Source organism: Qipengyuania triglochinis (assembly GCF_054655615.1).
The window spans coordinates 382,306-398,136 of sequence record NZ_BAAHND010000002.1; the positions used below are offsets into that span (position 1 = coordinate 382,306).

At 59.6% G+C, this 15,831-nt stretch carries 14 protein-coding genes and 1 tRNA gene; 8 read left to right on the top strand and 7 right to left on the bottom strand.

Annotated elements, in window-relative coordinates:
* The first annotated feature begins 137 nt into the window (after window positions 1-137).
* Window positions 138-2,912 carry a phosphoenolpyruvate carboxylase gene (locus tag ACYQ0G_RS08000; RefSeq protein ID WP_460101463.1) on the top strand — a complete coding sequence of 925 codons (2,775 nt, stop codon included), beginning with the start codon at window positions 138-140 and terminating at the stop codon, window positions 2,910-2,912.
* 6 nt (window positions 2,913-2,918) lie between these two features.
* Here ACYQ0G_RS08000 and ACYQ0G_RS08005 read toward each other — a convergent pair whose 3' ends face one another.
* The 4 genes from ACYQ0G_RS08005 to ACYQ0G_RS08020 all read right to left on the bottom strand — a co-directional run bounded on the left by ACYQ0G_RS08005 (window position 2,919) and on the right by ACYQ0G_RS08020 (window position 7,679).
* The gene (locus ACYQ0G_RS08005) at window positions 2,919-4,262 is read right to left on the bottom strand and encodes an NfrA family protein (RefSeq protein WP_460101465.1); all 1,344 of its coding nucleotides are present in this window, start codon (window positions 4,260-4,262) and stop codon (window positions 2,919-2,921) included.
* Window positions 4,255-6,360 carry a glycosyl transferase family protein gene (locus ACYQ0G_RS08010; RefSeq protein WP_460101467.1) on the bottom strand — a complete coding sequence of 702 codons (2,106 nt, stop codon included), beginning with the start codon at window positions 6,358-6,360 and terminating at the stop codon, window positions 4,255-4,257. Before ACYQ0G_RS08010 ends, ACYQ0G_RS08005 begins: the two co-directional genes overlap by 8 nt.
* A 133-nt stretch (window positions 6,361-6,493) precedes the next feature.
* A tRNA-Leu gene (locus ACYQ0G_RS08015) sits at window positions 6,494-6,580 on the bottom strand.
* 115 nt (window positions 6,581-6,695) lie between these two features.
* On the bottom strand, window positions 6,696-7,679 hold the full coding sequence (locus tag ACYQ0G_RS08020; protein WP_460101469.1) for an MJ0042-type zinc finger domain-containing protein: 984 nt from the start codon (window positions 7,677-7,679) through the stop codon (window positions 6,696-6,698).
* A 159-nt stretch (window positions 7,680-7,838) separates the two neighbouring features.
* Between ACYQ0G_RS08020 and ftsE the strand changes: the two genes are divergently transcribed.
* The 4 genes from ftsE to ACYQ0G_RS08040 all read left to right on the top strand — a co-directional run bounded on the left by ftsE (window position 7,839) and on the right by ACYQ0G_RS08040 (window position 10,762).
* Entirely contained in the window at window positions 7,839-8,570 is a 732-nt protein-coding gene (gene ftsE, locus ACYQ0G_RS08025) for a cell division ATP-binding protein FtsE (protein WP_460101470.1), read from the top strand.
* Between the two features lie 122 nt (window positions 8,571-8,692).
* Window positions 8,693-9,499, top strand: a complete 807-nt coding sequence (locus ACYQ0G_RS08030) for a cell division protein FtsX (protein WP_460101472.1) — start codon at window positions 8,693-8,695, stop codon at window positions 9,497-9,499.
* Window positions 9,496-10,098 carry a YdcF family protein gene (locus ACYQ0G_RS08035; RefSeq protein WP_460101474.1) on the top strand — a complete coding sequence of 201 codons (603 nt, stop codon included), beginning with the start codon at window positions 9,496-9,498 and terminating at the stop codon, window positions 10,096-10,098. Before ACYQ0G_RS08030 ends, ACYQ0G_RS08035 begins: the two co-directional genes overlap by 4 nt.
* The gene (locus ACYQ0G_RS08040) at window positions 10,082-10,762 is read left to right on the top strand and encodes a lysophospholipid acyltransferase family protein (protein ID WP_460101476.1); all 681 of its coding nucleotides are present in this window, start codon (window positions 10,082-10,084) and stop codon (window positions 10,760-10,762) included. The genes ACYQ0G_RS08035 and ACYQ0G_RS08040 overlap by 17 nt, the downstream gene beginning before the upstream one ends.
* Here ACYQ0G_RS08040 and ACYQ0G_RS08045 read toward each other — a convergent pair.
* Window positions 10,759-11,856 carry a pyridoxal phosphate-dependent aminotransferase gene (locus ACYQ0G_RS08045; protein ID WP_460101478.1) on the bottom strand — a complete coding sequence of 366 codons (1,098 nt, stop codon included), beginning with the start codon at window positions 11,854-11,856 and terminating at the stop codon, window positions 10,759-10,761. The genes ACYQ0G_RS08040 and ACYQ0G_RS08045 overlap by 4 nt on opposite strands.
* Window positions 11,857-11,924: 68 nt before the next feature.
* Between ACYQ0G_RS08045 and metX the strand changes: the two genes are divergently transcribed.
* From metX to metW, 3 genes are read left to right on the top strand one after another with little or no spacing between them, the layout of a single operon-like run.
* Window positions 11,925-13,013 (top strand): homoserine O-acetyltransferase MetX, encoded by a 1,089-nt coding sequence (gene metX / locus ACYQ0G_RS08050; RefSeq protein WP_460102802.1) that lies wholly within the window; start codon window positions 11,925-11,927, stop codon window positions 13,011-13,013.
* Window positions 13,010-13,435, top strand: a complete 426-nt coding sequence (locus ACYQ0G_RS08055; RefSeq protein ID WP_460101480.1) for a GNAT family N-acetyltransferase — start codon at window positions 13,010-13,012, stop codon at window positions 13,433-13,435. The genes metX and ACYQ0G_RS08055 overlap by 4 nt, the downstream gene beginning before the upstream one ends.
* Complete coding sequence (gene metW, locus ACYQ0G_RS08060; RefSeq protein ID WP_460101482.1) at window positions 13,432-14,016, top strand: methionine biosynthesis protein MetW; 585 nt, start codon at window positions 13,432-13,434, stop codon at window positions 14,014-14,016. The genes ACYQ0G_RS08055 and metW overlap by 4 nt, the downstream gene beginning before the upstream one ends.
* Here the strand turns inward: metW and ACYQ0G_RS08065 are convergent.
* Window positions 14,006-14,614 carry a DUF4126 domain-containing protein gene (locus ACYQ0G_RS08065; RefSeq protein WP_460101483.1) on the bottom strand — a complete coding sequence of 203 codons (609 nt, stop codon included), beginning with the start codon at window positions 14,612-14,614 and terminating at the stop codon, window positions 14,006-14,008. The genes metW and ACYQ0G_RS08065 overlap by 11 nt on opposite strands.
* A gap of 34 nt (window positions 14,615-14,648) precedes the next feature.
* Complete coding sequence (locus ACYQ0G_RS08070; protein ID WP_460101485.1) at window positions 14,649-15,728, bottom strand: catalase family protein; 1,080 nt, start codon at window positions 15,726-15,728, stop codon at window positions 14,649-14,651.
* Window positions 15,729-15,831: the final 103 nt, after the last annotated feature.

Sequence of the window (15,831 nt, forward strand, 5' to 3'; positions counted from 1 at the left end):
AAGACAAGTAAAGTTCGAGGGTTCGCAAACCTATTCATGCTGCGATGCGGCATGTCTGGTTGACACAGACGGCACTTTCGCGCGCTTTCCTCGTATAGAAAGCGTCAATTAGCAATCATCTCCGGGGGAAAACCACTGTGTCAGGCCTGAAACCGCTAACCTTCGCAACTCTCACACATCGTTTGCGGGACTTGCACCAGCGGACCCAGGAAACCCCGCTGTTCAATCCGGTTTTTCAGTTGGCGCATGATCTGTCTCGTGAACTGGAATCGGGCGAGCTTTCGCTGGATGATTTCTCCACGCTCATCGCAGAACTCGAAACGCGCTCGCTGGAAGCGCGGGCGGACAGGATGTGCGATCTGGTTACCCCGCAGAATACTGCCAAGCGTATGACCGGGTTCTGTAACGATACAACTGGTTTCGAAGCTTTCCGCGAGCGATGGTCACACCCGCAACTGCATGTCGTCTTTACCGCCCATCCCACCTTCCTGCTGACGCCAGCTCAAACCGATGTCGTTGCCGAAGCCGCGAGTGGGGGCGACGCCGTGGCACCGGTCGAGGCCGAACGCCCGGAAATTACCCTGCGTTACGAACATTCGCGCGCCATGGCGGCTATGGCCAATGCGCAGGATGCGCGCGACGCAATCAACACGAGCCTGTTCGAATGTGCATCCAGTGAATGGCCCGACCAGTGGCGCGCCCTTGAACCGCTACCGTTCCGCTTCGCCAGCTGGGTAGGCTATGACATGGACGGGCGGACCGACATCACGTGGTATACTTCGATCTCCTTCCGCCTCGCCGAAAAGGCACAGCGACTGGAGCGCTATGCCGATCAATTGGCGCAGATCGATCCCGATCATTCACTGGTCGAAACGCTCCGCAAGGCACAGGCCCGCACCAAGCTGAGCGCCGACGAATTCGCAGGCGACCTTTCCGACCGCGCCGATCTTTCTGCCGCTGCCAACCGGCTTACCGCGGGCGGAGACGACAAGCTGCTTAGCCTCACCCCGATCATAAGGCAGCTGGAAGAAGAAGCGCTATCCGCCGAGCAGGACAAAGCCATTGCGCTGAAGGGCCTCGCTGCCGCCATGCGAGCTGACGGACTGGGCATGGGCCTGATCCACTTCCGGGTGAATGCGAAGCAACTTCACAACGCCATCCGCTCGCGCATCGACGGCGGGGCGGATCTCGATCTCGGCAGCCAGGGCGCCATTGGCGCGTTGCGCGATTTGGTGAAGAACGCCGATCCACTCTCGGCCAATTTCGCCTCGCTGGCCGTCGAAAGCAGCACCGCTGTCCGCCAGTTCCTGGCTATGGCACAGATACTGAAACATATCGATGCAGACGCACCGATCCGCATGCTGGTGGCCGAATGCGAACAGCCAGCAACAGTGCTTGCTGCACTGTATTTTGCAAAGCTCTTCGGCATTGAAGACAAGGTGGACGTCTCGCCCCTGTTCGAGACCGAGACCGCGTTGGAACATGGCGGTCGCTTCCTCGACGCCCTGCTCGCCGAAGAGGCGTTTCAGGATTACGCACGCAAACGCGGCCGCATTGCAATCCAGACAGGCTTTTCCGATGCGGGTCGGTTCGTTGGACAGATTCCCGCCAGCTTGGCCATCGAACGGCTTCAGGGTCGCCTGTCGGATGCGATGGCGGCCAATGACTTGACCAATGTCGCCGCGCTCGTCTTCAATACCCATGGTGAAGGCATGGGCCGCGGCGCCCATCCGGCAAGCTTCAAGGATCGGCTGGAATGGCCAATGAGCCCTTGGGCACGGCGTCGTTTCGCACGCGCCGGAATTCGGCTCGAACCCGAGGCCAGTTTTCAGGGCGGTGACGGCTATCTGTTCTTCTCGACCCCCGAATTGGCACGCGCGACGCTTTCGACCATTGCCGAACTCGCACCCGCTGACACGGATCCGGAAGCTCCCGTCGATCCGTTCTACCGGCGCACCGACCTGTCGCTCGATTTCTATCGGGCGGTAAAAGATCACCAGCAGGATCACCTCGCCAGTCGTACATACAGCCGGGCCGTAACGGCCTTCGGTCTCGGTTTGCTGAATTCGACCGGCAGCCGTGTGTCGCGCCGCCAGTCCGATCTGTCAGCAGATCGCGACATGAGCCTTCGCCAGATTCGGGCGATCCCACACAATGCGATTCTGCAGCAACTGGGCTATCCGGTGAACATCATCGCCGGCATCGGCAGCGCGGCTGAAGGCAATTACGAAGACATCGCCGAACTCTTGAGGGAATCACCGCGCGGTCGCCAGATCATGCGCTTGGTTCGGGCATCGAATGCGCTTGCCAGCATCAAGACTGTCGCGGCCTATGGCGAGCTGTTCAACTCGGCATATTGGGCGAGCCGCCCTTATCGCGGCACCGAAGACCATCTGGCGAACGCCTGTGAAAGCCTCGCCGAGTATCTGATCCAGGATGATCGCAATGGTGTCTTCCGCCGCCTTGCGTCGCGGCTTAGGGTGGACGCGCTCAAGCTACACCGCCTGTTCGATCTGGTACCGGATGAGGTTCCGCATCCTGAACGCGAGCAGGTTCGCCGCACGATCGGCGTACTTCAATCACTCCGGCTTGCCTTGCTTCAGCACATGTTCCTCAAGGCGGTATCGGTTCCGGCCTTCAGCCGCGCAAACGACATCAGCCGGCGCGACGTGCTGGAAATGGTCTTTACGCTCCGCGTGGATGAAGCTTTGGCCCAGATGCGCCGCGCCTTTCCGGCAAGCTATCCAGAAACGGGCGACTTCGCGATGGAAGAAGGTGCCCAGTACCCGCGTCAGGGCGGCGAAGGTTACGATGCCATTCGGCGCGACTTTATCGATCCGATCGAAGATGCGCACACGCTCAGCCTGAGGATTTCGACCGCAATCGCCAACCTGTTCGGCGCACACGGATAAGCGCGGTCAGCGCCCCACGGTAATGGAGGCGATGATGCCGCCGGCGCTCCGGTCGCCAGCTATGCGTTCGCGGGCCTGAATGTCGAATTCGATGAAGCCCCTCCAGGCGGTAGTATCGGTCTCGTCGAACCAGTAGCGAAGAGCCAGTCCCCCACCGGCGCCGAGCGAGCCTTCCTCGACCCTGCCTGTGTCGAGACCTGCGCGCACGAAGCCGTAAGGGGTTAGGATCGTCGACCTGTTACCGAGGGCGAAAGCGCGCCCATAGCGCCCCTCGGCAATGCCGTAGGTCACGTCATTGTCGAACAGGTAGGATATATCCCCGTAGAACTGGGAATAGCTCCAGTCGCTCGTCCCGAATTCCGGTTCGATACCCTCGCCCCCGGAAATTGCGGCGCGCACCGACCAATCGTCGATACCGTCGCGATCCAAACCGATGAGGCGACTGCCTTCGACATTGAGATTGAGCGCAGAAAACGGCTTGTAACGAACGCCAACCCAACCCTGCGTGGCATCATCGGCGAATGCGTCATCATCGAGAAATTCGGAATGATAGACGCGGCCGAAGACACTGAAAGGCCGGCCGTTCCGCCACCCCCCGATGCGCCGCGAAATCTCCGCGCCGGCCTGAATCGCACGTTGATCGTCTTGGGGAAGCGCCCCGAGCGCGTTGGACCGACCCGACGTGCTGTAGCTGACCTGGCCAATAAACGACCAGTCGCGAGTAAGTTCGCGCACCTCACGACGGATGGCCTCGCGCTCTTCATCGGACAGCCGTTCGGTTTCGGTCTCGTCTAGGACAAGGCCTCTTTCGAAGAAACGAACCGCGCGCTTGTCCAGCCCCCGACGCTTGGCACTGTAGGCTGCGTCCAAGGCGGTCTGACGGGTAAATCCCTGATACACTGATTCACCGTCCAGCAGCTGCTGGGCCGCTGCGTCATCCTTGGCGGCGATCGCGACCATTGCCCAGTCGAGCGTGTCTACTGCGGTGAGCGAGGGTGCAGCCAAAGCAGCAGCGATAATGGTGCGCGCTTCAGCATGCTGGCCAGCGTTCACCAATTGGAGTGCTTGAGCGCGCATGTAATAGCTTCGCGCATCGATATCGGATGCGAACTGGGAAGCGCGGGCGAAAGCCTGAGCCGCATTTGCATGATCGCCAAGTTTCGCTCTCGCTTCAGCCAGAAGCGCCCATAAGACCGGGTTCTGGCCATCGGTTTCAAGCGCATCTTCCGCTCCACTTTCCGCTTCCTGAAAACGCCCAGCGTCATAATCGGCAAACGGCCCACCATCCTGGCCGTAAACCGGCGTGGATAAGATGCAGACTAGGGCTGCAAGGGTATAGGCATTACGCACTAACTAAATCCTTCTGCATTTCTTCCCTGCGCTTTTCGATTATCCCGGCGCGTGCCGCCATCGCATCATTCAGGACTTCTTGCGATATAACGCCCTTCGCGAGCAGGTACTGTGCGATCGTGCCGTCGCGCGCAATGTCGTAATCCTGCAAGGCAGTTCTCAACCTTCGCTTCGACAGGAGCTTCTGCTCGATCAGCCACTCATGAATTCTCGGCACCGGCGGTATCGGAACAGTCCATTTAGGCTGATCCAGCAGGGTAGACATAATATCGCGAAGCGTACTCTCCCTCACGATATACTGGCGGAACGGCCGGCCAAGGCGAGATCGCATCCATTCTTTTTCGACCGATGGGAGGGACTTGGTTACGGCAAGCATCACATCTCCGCCCTTCAGAGTTCCGAATGGCAGGACATTATATCTCGCCATGATTTCCTCGTTGAATAGGTGAAGGTTCTCTTCGACCATTTCAATGTTCAGTTCCGCACGTGGAAGCCGGCTCTGCGTGGCAATCGCCTCGGCCAGCATTTCTTCATCGATCGCGCCATCGAGGATCAGCAGATCTCCGATCAATCCCCCCTTAAGTTTCTGCTCACGAAGCGCTTTTTCAAGTGCTGGCGGAGATACTGCCTCCCACGAAAGCAGGATTTCTCCGACGCGGCGGCGATCTTCATCCAGCCATTCGTCGGAAGGGAATCGATGCATGGTTTTGTCCCAGGCAATCGAGTTGCCTGTCACCCTGCTGGTCAGAAATATTCGGATTGCCCGTATCGATGCTGCGAAGTTGATAAAACTCAACACGAAGACGCGGGGAATGGACATGAATGCATGGCCCCACCCGTATATCCTCTCCACAAAGAAAATGCGCTGCCCGAGCCTCGCTGCTAATGCGGCAAGATTGAACCACAGAAGCAGTGTTTCGAGCCAGTGTCCGGAGAACAGGGTTATCGGCGCGCTTCCTGTCAAATATGCATGAAGGTTCAGCCCGAGATAAGCGAGCACCAATAAATAGGCCGTGATCGTCAAGGTAGGAGTGACGAGAGCCTTGCGATCCCGGAAGAGGAAATAGTTCGACGCGAGCGAGCGGTTCCAGCCGAGTTGCAACCAACCTTGGATCGTGATCCCGAGTATCCAGCGCGCCTTCTGACGATAGCTCGTTCGGAACGTATTTGGGAAATGTTCACGTACACACAGAGGCATGCTGAACGTGACCATCTTATCCGGACCGAGGCCAAACAGCGCCCCGCGCCGCGTCCTGAACTCGACTGGGTAGAATTCGATGACGGACTTCATCCCTCGCTCCGCCAGCCTGTTACCGATATCGTAGTCTTCAGTCAGCGTATCGGTATTGAAGGCCTGACCGGACTCGAGAAGTACGCTTATCGCCCTACGGGAGAAGCATGTTCCGACCCCAGCGGATGGCACGACTTTGGCAAGCCTCTGACGCACCAGCAGATCCTTGGCATGCCATTCGGCGAATTCGTCCATATAGGTTCCGGCGACAAAATCGGTGTAGCGTTGCTCCAAGCTTACGACGGGGAGCTGGATCATGTCCTTGTACGGAAGCAGGTAATTGAACAGATGCAGTTCCAGCGGGTGCAGGACGTCCTCGCTGTCATGCAGGATGACACCGGCAAATTCGATTTCACGGCTTTTTTCGAACGCGATGATGTCCGCAATTATGAAGTTCAGGCAGTCGGCCTTGCAGGTCGGACCGTCATGGGGAAGGCGGACGTGGCGAACCTGCTTGTATCGCTGAGCAACCTTTTCAACCGCCGCGATCGTCTCGGCGTCGTTGGCATAAGTCCCGACAAAAATGAAATAATTGCGATACGCCAGAGCATTGGCGGCGTTCTCGATCATGCTCTCGATAACGTCGTATTCCTTCCACGCCGGCAGCATGATCGCCATGGGCGCCTCGATTTTCTCGACAATAGACTCCGCAGAGGCCGGACCGGGCCGACGCAAATTCACGATTTTACGCTTGAGGATCATCGCCCAGAATACACCATCGACAAAAAGATCATCGAGAGAGGAGAGCGCGATAAGAGTAGCGACGATGAGAGCTGCCCACTGAAGCGTGGTGGCAAACTGATCCATGTTTAGCGGCCCGTGAAATTTAAAATTATTCTAGGCCCTAAATCCCTTATCCGCAGACAATGCGCAAAAAAATTCCACTGGTTTCAGTGGTTACTTTTAGCCCTGTCTATTTCTGGGACAGTCGGAAAACTGTTGGTGCGGTCGAGAAGACTCGAACTTCCACGGCCTTGCGGCCACAACGACCTCAACGTTGCGCGTCTACCAGTTCCGCCACGACCGCACACAGTCAGTATCGGAAGCGAATCTCATAACTGAGATCACCTGCTTCCGCCGGTAGGAGCGCGCCCTTAGCAGCGGTGTGTCGGGGCGGCAAGCACCTATTTGCAAAGTTTGGTCTAGAGCGGAGCCCAGCCGACATCCGCATAGACTGCGCCCCTTGGCACGTCGGTGCGGGCCTCGTCGATGGTCACCGTTTCACCGGGAGCGAGGGTAGGCTGGGGGGGCTGAACGACCCAGCTGTAGATCTGGTCTTCCCGCTCGTTGAGCATGACGATCAGCACCGGCGGCAGGCGCCGCGGCTCGCGCGCGTTATTCGTCACTTCGATCCGCGCAGTGAACATCCAGGTCTTGTTTTCCAGCTCGCGCCAGCGCTGTGCGTCGGCTGGAAAAGATAGCGACAGATCGGGTTGAGCCTCGCCGAACAGAGGTTTTTCCACCGGCCACCAATCGGGCGTCCCGTACCGCGACATGGCGAAAATCGCACCCGCCGCCAGCAGGGCGAAGATAGCTGCAGCCCAAGTCCACATCTTAAGCCGGTTGCGTCCAGGACCGAACGGCGGCGAATGGTCAAAGCGCGAGACAAGATCGTCCTCATGCACTTCCGCAGGACCATCGAAATCCGGTTCCGGTTGTTCATGGCGACCTTCGCCGAAAGAGGGCGGCGTACGTTCGTCGAAATCGGGCTGCCGCGCCTCTCGAGCAGATGTAGCAATGTCATTTTCTGACCTTGCCGAAGGACTAAGCCGCTTAGCGGGCACAGGCGCGTCATCAGAAGCCCGGGGCGGCTCTTGGGGAGCAGGGTCCGCCTCTTCAGCGGACGGCTGATCGGCTTCGCTGTCAGAGGCCGACGCTTTGCTTGTCGGCGAAGTTGATTCTGGTGGAGCCGCTTCTTTGGGCGTCTCGTCGAAAACCTGCGCAGGCGCTTCCTGCCGGGGTGGGGCAGCCGCGTCATCGGCGGGCTGCACAGCACCTTCTTCTTCCATTCCGTGCTGGAACCACGAATGCTTGCACTTGGCACAGCGAACCGTTCGGCCATCTATGCCAATGGCATTGTCGGGCACGACATAGCGGGTATTGCAGGCCGGACAGGCAATAATCATCGTGGAGAGGAGCTCTATCGTGACGCGCGAATCACCACAAGCGGCGGAACTGTGCGTGAAAGCCCTGAATAGCTTTTTTCCCCAGCGAAGGCCCGTTATAGGGCCGCCTCGAACCATGGCGGCATCAATTTCTCCTCAAACATCCCGGAATTTGCCGCGATGAGCACGCGCGAAGAGGCGATCGTGCAATTCGACAACGTCGGTTTGCGCTACGGTACCGAACGCGAAGTGCTTTCCAACATCTCTTTCACGCTGTTTTCGAGCCGCTTCTACTTCCTGACCGGCGCCAGCGGTGCCGGCAAGACCTCGCTTCTCAAGCTGCTCTACCTCGCCCAGCGCCCATCACGGGGCGGGATCCGCATGTTTGGACGTGACGTGATCACCCAGCCCCGGGAAAAGTTGCCCGCCTTTCGCCGCCGGATGGGGGTGGTTTTCCAGGACTTCCGCCTCGTCGACCACCTTTCCGCCTTCGACAACATCGCTTTGCCCCTACGCGTATCGGGGGTCCGCGAGGCCGATCTTCGCGAGCCGGTGGCAGATATGCTCGACTGGGTCGGGCTTGCCCACCGCGCAGAGGCGCGTCCGGCAACGCTGTCCGGCGGGGAGCAGCAGCGCGTCGCGATTGCGCGGGCCGTTATCGGACGGCCCGAAATCCTGATTGCCGACGAACCCACCGGTAACGTCGATCCGGAGATGGCAGTCAAACTGCTACGCCTGTTCACGGCGCTGAACCGGCTCGGAACGACGGTGATTGTGGCGACCCACGATATCCAATTGCTCCAGAAGGTGCCGGACAGTCTGATCATGCGCCTTTCAAAAGGCATGTTATCCGATCCGACGGGTGCACTGCGCTATCCGCCACGCCGCGAGCAGCAAGGGCCGAGGCCGTGAAGCGCCCACCCGCTATCGGTGCCGCGGTCGATCGGGGCCTCGCGCCGTTTCGAGGTCGTCGGGCTGCCGGATTGCTGCCAAAGGCCAGGCTCGGAGGTCCCTTACCGTGGGTTATCGCGGTAATGGTTGCCCTGACCGTCGTAGCGGCCAGCGGAGCGCTGGCTCTGTCCAACATGGTTTCGACAGCGCGCGGGGAAGTGGCTGGCAGCGCCACTGTCCAGATAATCGAACCGGATCCAGGAGCCCGCGCCAATCAGGTAGAAGCCGCAAGCGATGTGCTCGGGCAACATCCCGAGATTGCCGGGTTCAGGGTCGTTCCGGAGGAAAAGGTTTCCGCGATACTCGAACCCTGGCTCGGCAAGAGTAGCGAAAGCGAGATCATCCCCCTTCCGGCGCTTATTGATGTGGAATTGCGCGGCACGGCAGAGCAGCGGACCTATGCCGAGATCGAACAGGCTCTTCAGAAAGTAGCGCCGCGCGCACGCATTGACGCCCAGGCCAAATGGCTCGCACCTGTATTGTCTGCGCTTTCCGCCCTCAAATGGATGGCGCTTGCGCTCATCGCCACCCTCGGCCTCGTCGGCGCGGCCGCCGTCTGGCTTGCTGCACGAAATGCCCTCGGCGGTAATCGCGACACGATCGAAATCGTTCATCTGCTCGGTGGAAACGACGATCAGATTGCTCGCATTTTCCAGAGGTCGGTCTTGCTCGATTCAATTACGGGAGGGGCGCTCGGTTTCATCGCGGGAATCATTGCCATGTCGGTTCTGGCAAGTCAGTTTGCCGCCCTCCAATCGGGAATGGTGGCAGGCGGGCAACTGCTTGCACTGGATTGGATGCTGATTGCCTTCGTGCCGCTTTTCGCAGTCGCAATTGCGGTCTACACGGCGCGCATGACCGTGCTTTCATCCTTACGGAAAACGCTGTGATCTTACGCCTGTTTGCTGCCTTTTTCCTGGTGTACGCGTTCGGGTTCCTGGCGTTTGCCGTGACACTTCCGCAGCCGGCGGCCAAGGTGAAAACAGATGCCGTCATCGTTCTTACTGGCGGGCCGGGCAGGATAGCTCGCGGGCTTGAGGTAATAGATGGCGGACTGGCTGAAGAAATGTTCGTTTCCGGCGTCGATCCCGAAGTCAAACCCAGCGAGTTCGCAGCGCAGTTCGAAGTGCCGCGACGCGTAATGGACTGCTGCGTGACACTTGGTTTTCTCGCTGTGGACACGCGGAGCAACGCCGGTGAAGTGGCCCAATGGATGAAGGAGAAGGAATTCGGCTCCGCGCGCCTCGTGACCACCGACTGGCACATGGCCCGAGCCTATTCGGAAGTGACCGAAACGCTCCCCGACAGCATCAGCATAGTGAAAGACGCGGTTCCATCTCACCCGCAGCTTTCGACCTTGTTTCTGGAATATAACAAACTGCTCGCCTCTGTAGTGTCCCAAGGTCTTCCAGACGATTTCACTATTTGGCCCGTTGCTGAGGAGAGCACAGGAGAAACATCGGATACGCCGGATGCTGCTGCTTCGTAATCTCTTCTTCTATCCCCTCTTTTATCTTGGCTCCTTTCTCATAACCGGCGCCTCGCTACTCAGCGCGCCCTTCTCCCTGGCGGCATTTCGCCGGCGGGTTCGCAACTGGGGCCAATGGCAGCGCTGGTGTCTGAAGCACATCATCGGGGCCGAGGTCGTGATAGAAGGCCAACCGCTTAACGAACCGGCACTCTACGCCATCAAGCACGAAAGTTTCTTCGAGGCGATCGATGCACCCAATCTGCTCGAATGCCCTTCGGTATTTGCCAAAAAAGAACTTTTCTCCATTCCCGGATGGGGGCGTGCCGCATTAGCGTATGGCCTCATACCGGTCGCGCGTAACGAAGGAGCGAAGATGCTGATGGGCATGATCCGTAGCGCTAAGAAAATGGCGGGCGAAGGGCGGCCCCTGGTGATCTTTCCGGAAGGCACGCGGGTTCCGCATGGCGAGCGCCGGCCGTTGCAGGCAGGATTTGCCGGTCTTTACAAGATGCTTGGCCTGCAAGTGATCCCGGTCGCCGTGAACAGCGGGCCGGTTTACCAGCAAGGCCTGAAGCGCCCCGGAACGATTACCTATCGCTTCGGCGAACCTATTCCCCCCGGCCTCCCCCGCGACGAGGTCGAGGCGAGAGTTCTGGACGCGATCAACGCCCTCAACGACTAAGCGTCTTCCACAGCCTTACGCAGAATAGCGGCGATCTCGTCCATCTGCTGCCCCGTGCCGATCGTGATGCGAAGTGCGTGGGGCAGACCTTGTCCCGGCAGGTGGCGAACGGCGTAACCGCCTTCGGCTAGCGCAGCCAAAGCAGCTTCGGCCGTAAGCTTGCCTTCAAACAGAACCAGCAGGAAGTTGGCCTTGCTGGGCAAGTAGCGCAGCCCGTAATTTCCCATGCTCGCAATCGCAGCGGCAAACCGCCCTAGTTCGCGATTGTTGTTCTCGCGCGAGCGCTCCACGAAGCTCTGGTCCGACAAGGCAGCAAGCGCTGCCTTTTGACCGCTGGAGGTTATGTTGAAGGCTCCGCGCAAGCGGTTCAGCGCATCGATCAACTGCGGGGCGCCGGTTGCCCAGCCGACCCGCTCTCCGGCGATCCCATACGCTTTTGCAAACGTGCGCGTGACGAGGATGTTGTCGTGCTGCGCCGCCAGCGCCAATCCACCGTCGTCCTCGTCCCTTTCAAGAAACTCGGCATAGGCCTGATCGACAACCAATAGAACATGAGCCGAGAGCCCGGAATGCAGGCGTTCGACCTCTGTGCGCGGCAGCCATGTGCCCACGGGGTTATTGGGATTGTCGAGCAGGACTACGCGGGTCCGCTCGGTAACAGCCCCGAGCAAATTATCGACCGAGGGAGCGTAATCGTCCGCATCAGCCATTACGACCTCTGCCCCCACCTTGTGCGCCAGCAATGGATAGAGCGAGAACGAATAGCGCGAAAAAAGCACCTCGTCGCCCGGGCCGGCGAAGGCCTGTACTGCGCCATGCAGGCATTCGCCCGAGCCGGTGCCGCACACGATCCGTGCCGGATCGATCCCGTGGAGCGCGCCGATCGCTTCGCGCAGCGCGCTGGCATCGGGGTCGGGATAAAGATTTGGCTGGTGACTTCCCATCAGGGCTGACTGGACAACGGGGCTGCACCCGAGCGGGTTCTCATTGGCCGAGAGCTTGACCAGTTCGCGGCCGTCGGCGCCCCTGCTCTTGCCGGGGACATAGGCATGGATCTGCTCGATCCACGGTTTCATGAGGGGTTTGTCTGCCATTGCGGCTTCGGCGCATGAAAGAAAAAGCGCCCTTCGACAAGCATGCGTTGCGGCGTTACAGGCGCTTTATGGCCGCCACCCCGCAAAGCCTCGAACTGCCGCAACCGCTACCCCTCGATGGTGGTGGCGAACTTGCGCGTCCGACACTGGCTTTCGAAACCTATGGCGAACTCAATGCCGACAAGTCCAACGCCATCCTTTTGTGCCATGCGCTGACCGGCGACCAGTACGTCGCCTCGCAACATCCCGTCACCGGCAAACCGGGCTGGTGGGAGCGCATGGTCGGCCCCGGCAAGCCGATCGATACCGAACGCTATCATGTCATCTGCGCCAATGTGATCGGCAGTTGCATGGGATCCAGCGGCCCGGCGAGCGAGGCCTCTGACGGCAAGCCCTATGGCATGCGCTTTCCAGTGATCACCATCCGCGATATGGTGCGCGCGCTTGTTGGGCTGCTGGGCGAACTTGGAATCGAACAACTCCATGCGGTTGTAGGCGGATCGATGGGCGGGATGCAGGCGCTTAGCCTTGCGGCAAACTGGCCCGAGCGCGCGGCGAGAGTGCTGGTCGTCGCATCGACCAGCCGCCATTCGGCCCAGAACATCGCCTTCCATGAGCTTGGTCGCCAAGCGATCATGGCCGATCCGCGCTGGAACAATGGCGACTATTACGACGTCGAAGCGCCGGATAGCGGACTCGCGGTGGCGCGCATGGCGGCGCACATTACCTACCTTTCCGAAGAAGCGCTGACCGCTAAATTCGGCCGTAACCTCCAGGACAGGCAAGCCAAGAGCTTCGGCTTCGATGCCGATTTCCAGGTCGAAAGCTATCTGCGCTATCAGGGGAATGGCTTTACCCAGCGGTTCGATGCCAACAGCTATCTCTACATCACCCGCGCGATGGATTATTTCGACCTCGCAGAAGAACATGGCGGCAAGCTCGCCAATGCGTTCACGGGGACGCGCGCCCGTTTCTGCCTCGTAAGTTTCGACAGCGACTGGCTTTATCCCACCTCAGAAAGCCGCCATGTCGTGCGCGCGCTCAACGCCGCCGGGGCAGCGGTGAGCTTCGTGGAACTGTCCGCGCCGCACGGACACGACAGTTTCCTGCTGGACGTTCCGGCGCTCGACCGCGTGGTCAAAGGCTTCATCGAATGAGCGAGAGCATGGCCCAATACGACATCAGCTTCGACCGTATCGATGCCGTTGCAGCGCACGCATTCCTTTCGCAGAGCTATTGGTCTGCCGGAATACCTCTGGAGACGGTACGCCGCGCGCTGGACAACAGCCTGTGCATTGCGGTTTGGCAGGACGACATGCAGGTCGGCTTTGCCCGGGTCGTGACCGACCGGGCGACATTTGCCTATCTGGCCGATGTCTACGTGCTTGATGAACATCGCGGCAGGGGTCTGGCCCAGGCGATGGTCACCCGCCTGCACGATCATCCCGATCTTCAGGGGCTGCGCCGGTGGCTGCTCGCCACGAAGGATGCGCACAGCCTCTATCGCCGAATGGGCTGGTCCGACATTCCCGATCCGTCGATCATGATGCAGCGGCTTTTTCCGGATGTGTATCAATGAGCCTACGGCCGGACCTCGAAGCCATCGCCGGGGCGATTACCCCGGGGACGCGCGTGCTCGACATCGGCTGCGGCGACGGAGCCCTCCTCGCGAACCTGCGCGATACGAAGCATGTGGATGCGCGCGGGATGGAGATCGACGGGGCCTGTGTGGAGCGCTGCGTGGCGCAGGGGCTGTCAGTGGTGCAGGGAGACGCCAATCGCGATCTTGCCGATTATCCGGACAAGGGCTTCGATTACACCGTGTTGAGCCAGACGCTGCAGACCGCCTTGCGACCGGATCTGATGCTCGACCAGCTGCTGCGGGTCGGCCGCCAGGCCTTCGTCAGCTTTCCAAATTTCGCGCATTGGCGCACTCGATCTGCGTTGATGCTCAGGGGGCGTATGCCGGTTACCCGCGCAATCCCTGTCAGCTGGTACGAAACACCCAATATCCACCACGTGACGGTGAGTGATTTTCGCGAGCTGGCTCGTCAGAAAAGCGCGCATATCGAGCGTGAGTGGTTCTTTTCGAACGGCTCTCACGTGCGCGGCGGCGCCAATTTACGGGCCGAATTCGCGGTCTTCCAGCTCAGCCGATAGGCGGCGTGTCGACAGGCTTTCTCCGAAACAGGCTGCGCACGATCTTGCGAGCCATCCAGATCAGCCAGACCCCTATCGCCAAGAGCACGAGGGCGATGCCGCCAGCGACATAGGGATATTCGTAAGCGGCATAGAGCAGGCCTGCAGTCGCCACATCCTCCACGGTCGATACTGCGACGTTGCTCACCGGTTCGGGACTGGTGTTGACCACACCGCGCGCCCCCGCCTTGCCCGCATGCGCTGTAAAGGCAGCGCCGCCACCGAGGAGAAAGGCCACGACCTGCGTTGCCGGATCGGACGGGTCGACAATGGCGAGTGCCAGTAAAGCACCACCCACCGGGCGCACAAAGGTGTGAACCGCATCCCAGGCGCTATCGAGCCACATCACCTTATCGGCAAAGAATTCTGCCAGCGCGGCAATTGCTGCTGCCCCCATGACCCACGGGTTGGCCAACGCATCGAGGCTCTGCAAATGTTCGGGCAACGGCAGGGCCCCTAACCGCATGGCGAGCCCGGTGGCAAAGATGCTGAGATAGAGCCGCCAGCCTGCAAGCAGACTGACACTTCCCGCAATCCCGATGATTTCCATCGCACCCATCTTCGGTCCTCCTATCCGTGCGCGAAAACGGGCATCAACTCGGCTCGTGGATCGGGCACCCGTTCTTTTCTGCGCGAAACCGTACTGAATGGCGATAGGTTTCCTGTCGGGCACGATTGATATTGCCCATGGGCAAATGATCCATGATCCCAGTCCACGGGCTGAAATGGAGTGTTTCGTTGACCTTGCGAACCAATTGTTCGTCCCAGCTATCCTGCCGGGGAATTGCCAGCGTCGCGACCTTTTCAAAGGGTGAAACGCCCTCAGGCCAGACGACGGATAAATCTTCCACCGGCTGTTTGTCGACATCGCGCAGCAGCTGGACACAAAAATCCCATTCGGCATCGTTCCGCATGAACTGTTCGCGCACGTGGTGGCGCAGACCGTCCCTGTCATCGCCTATTTCAACCGTCTTGCCGGCCAGTTCCTTCATCCACTCCGCTGCCGGGCGCAGCATGAATTTTGCGACGTACTGGCCATAGCGGAACGGGGTGGCCGAGAAATAGTCCAGTGCCAGAGGCTCGCTATGCGGAACGCCCCCCATCGACGCCAACGCGGGTGAGGGATCGAGACCGGCTTTCTGGCGCGCATCGTTGCCCAGCTTGAACGTGTCGGCGGCGATCTTCTTGAGCCATTCGACCTTGTCCGTAGTCTTCGCAAGGAGCCCCAGATTCTTGGCGAAGGCCTGAGCATCTGGCGCCGGAAAGGCCGGGGCATTGAGAAAGATGAAATCCTGCGTGTTGCCATCGGCATCAGGCAGCCGTTCGCCCTTCACATCGCATATCTTCAAAGCGAAACCGCGCGGCAGGTGAACATTGTCATGCAGGATGTCGCCCGCATTGGTGGACATGCGGATATAGGCATCGTGGCGACCCGATTGCGCAAAAACGCCTTGGGCGAGTTCGGGTTTAAGGCCTTCTTCGATCGTAAGACTGCCTTTCGCGATGCCGTGCGACTTTGCGTGGACACTGCGGATTGCGTGGCCGGAATTTTCGTAAGTCGTTTCGAGGATTTCATCGAACTTGTCGTCGAGATCGAGAATGGTCTCCGCCTCCTTTTCCGGCTCGATATTCTCCAGATCGGCGGAAAATGGGAGGGGGTCGGAATACATCATGAGAACCTCGAAACTGCAAGCGGTTGCGGCTTAAATCGTCCACCTCAGCTCGGGGTTCCGCCCGCAGGCGAAGATCAGACACGAAAAAGGGCGGCCCGTCACC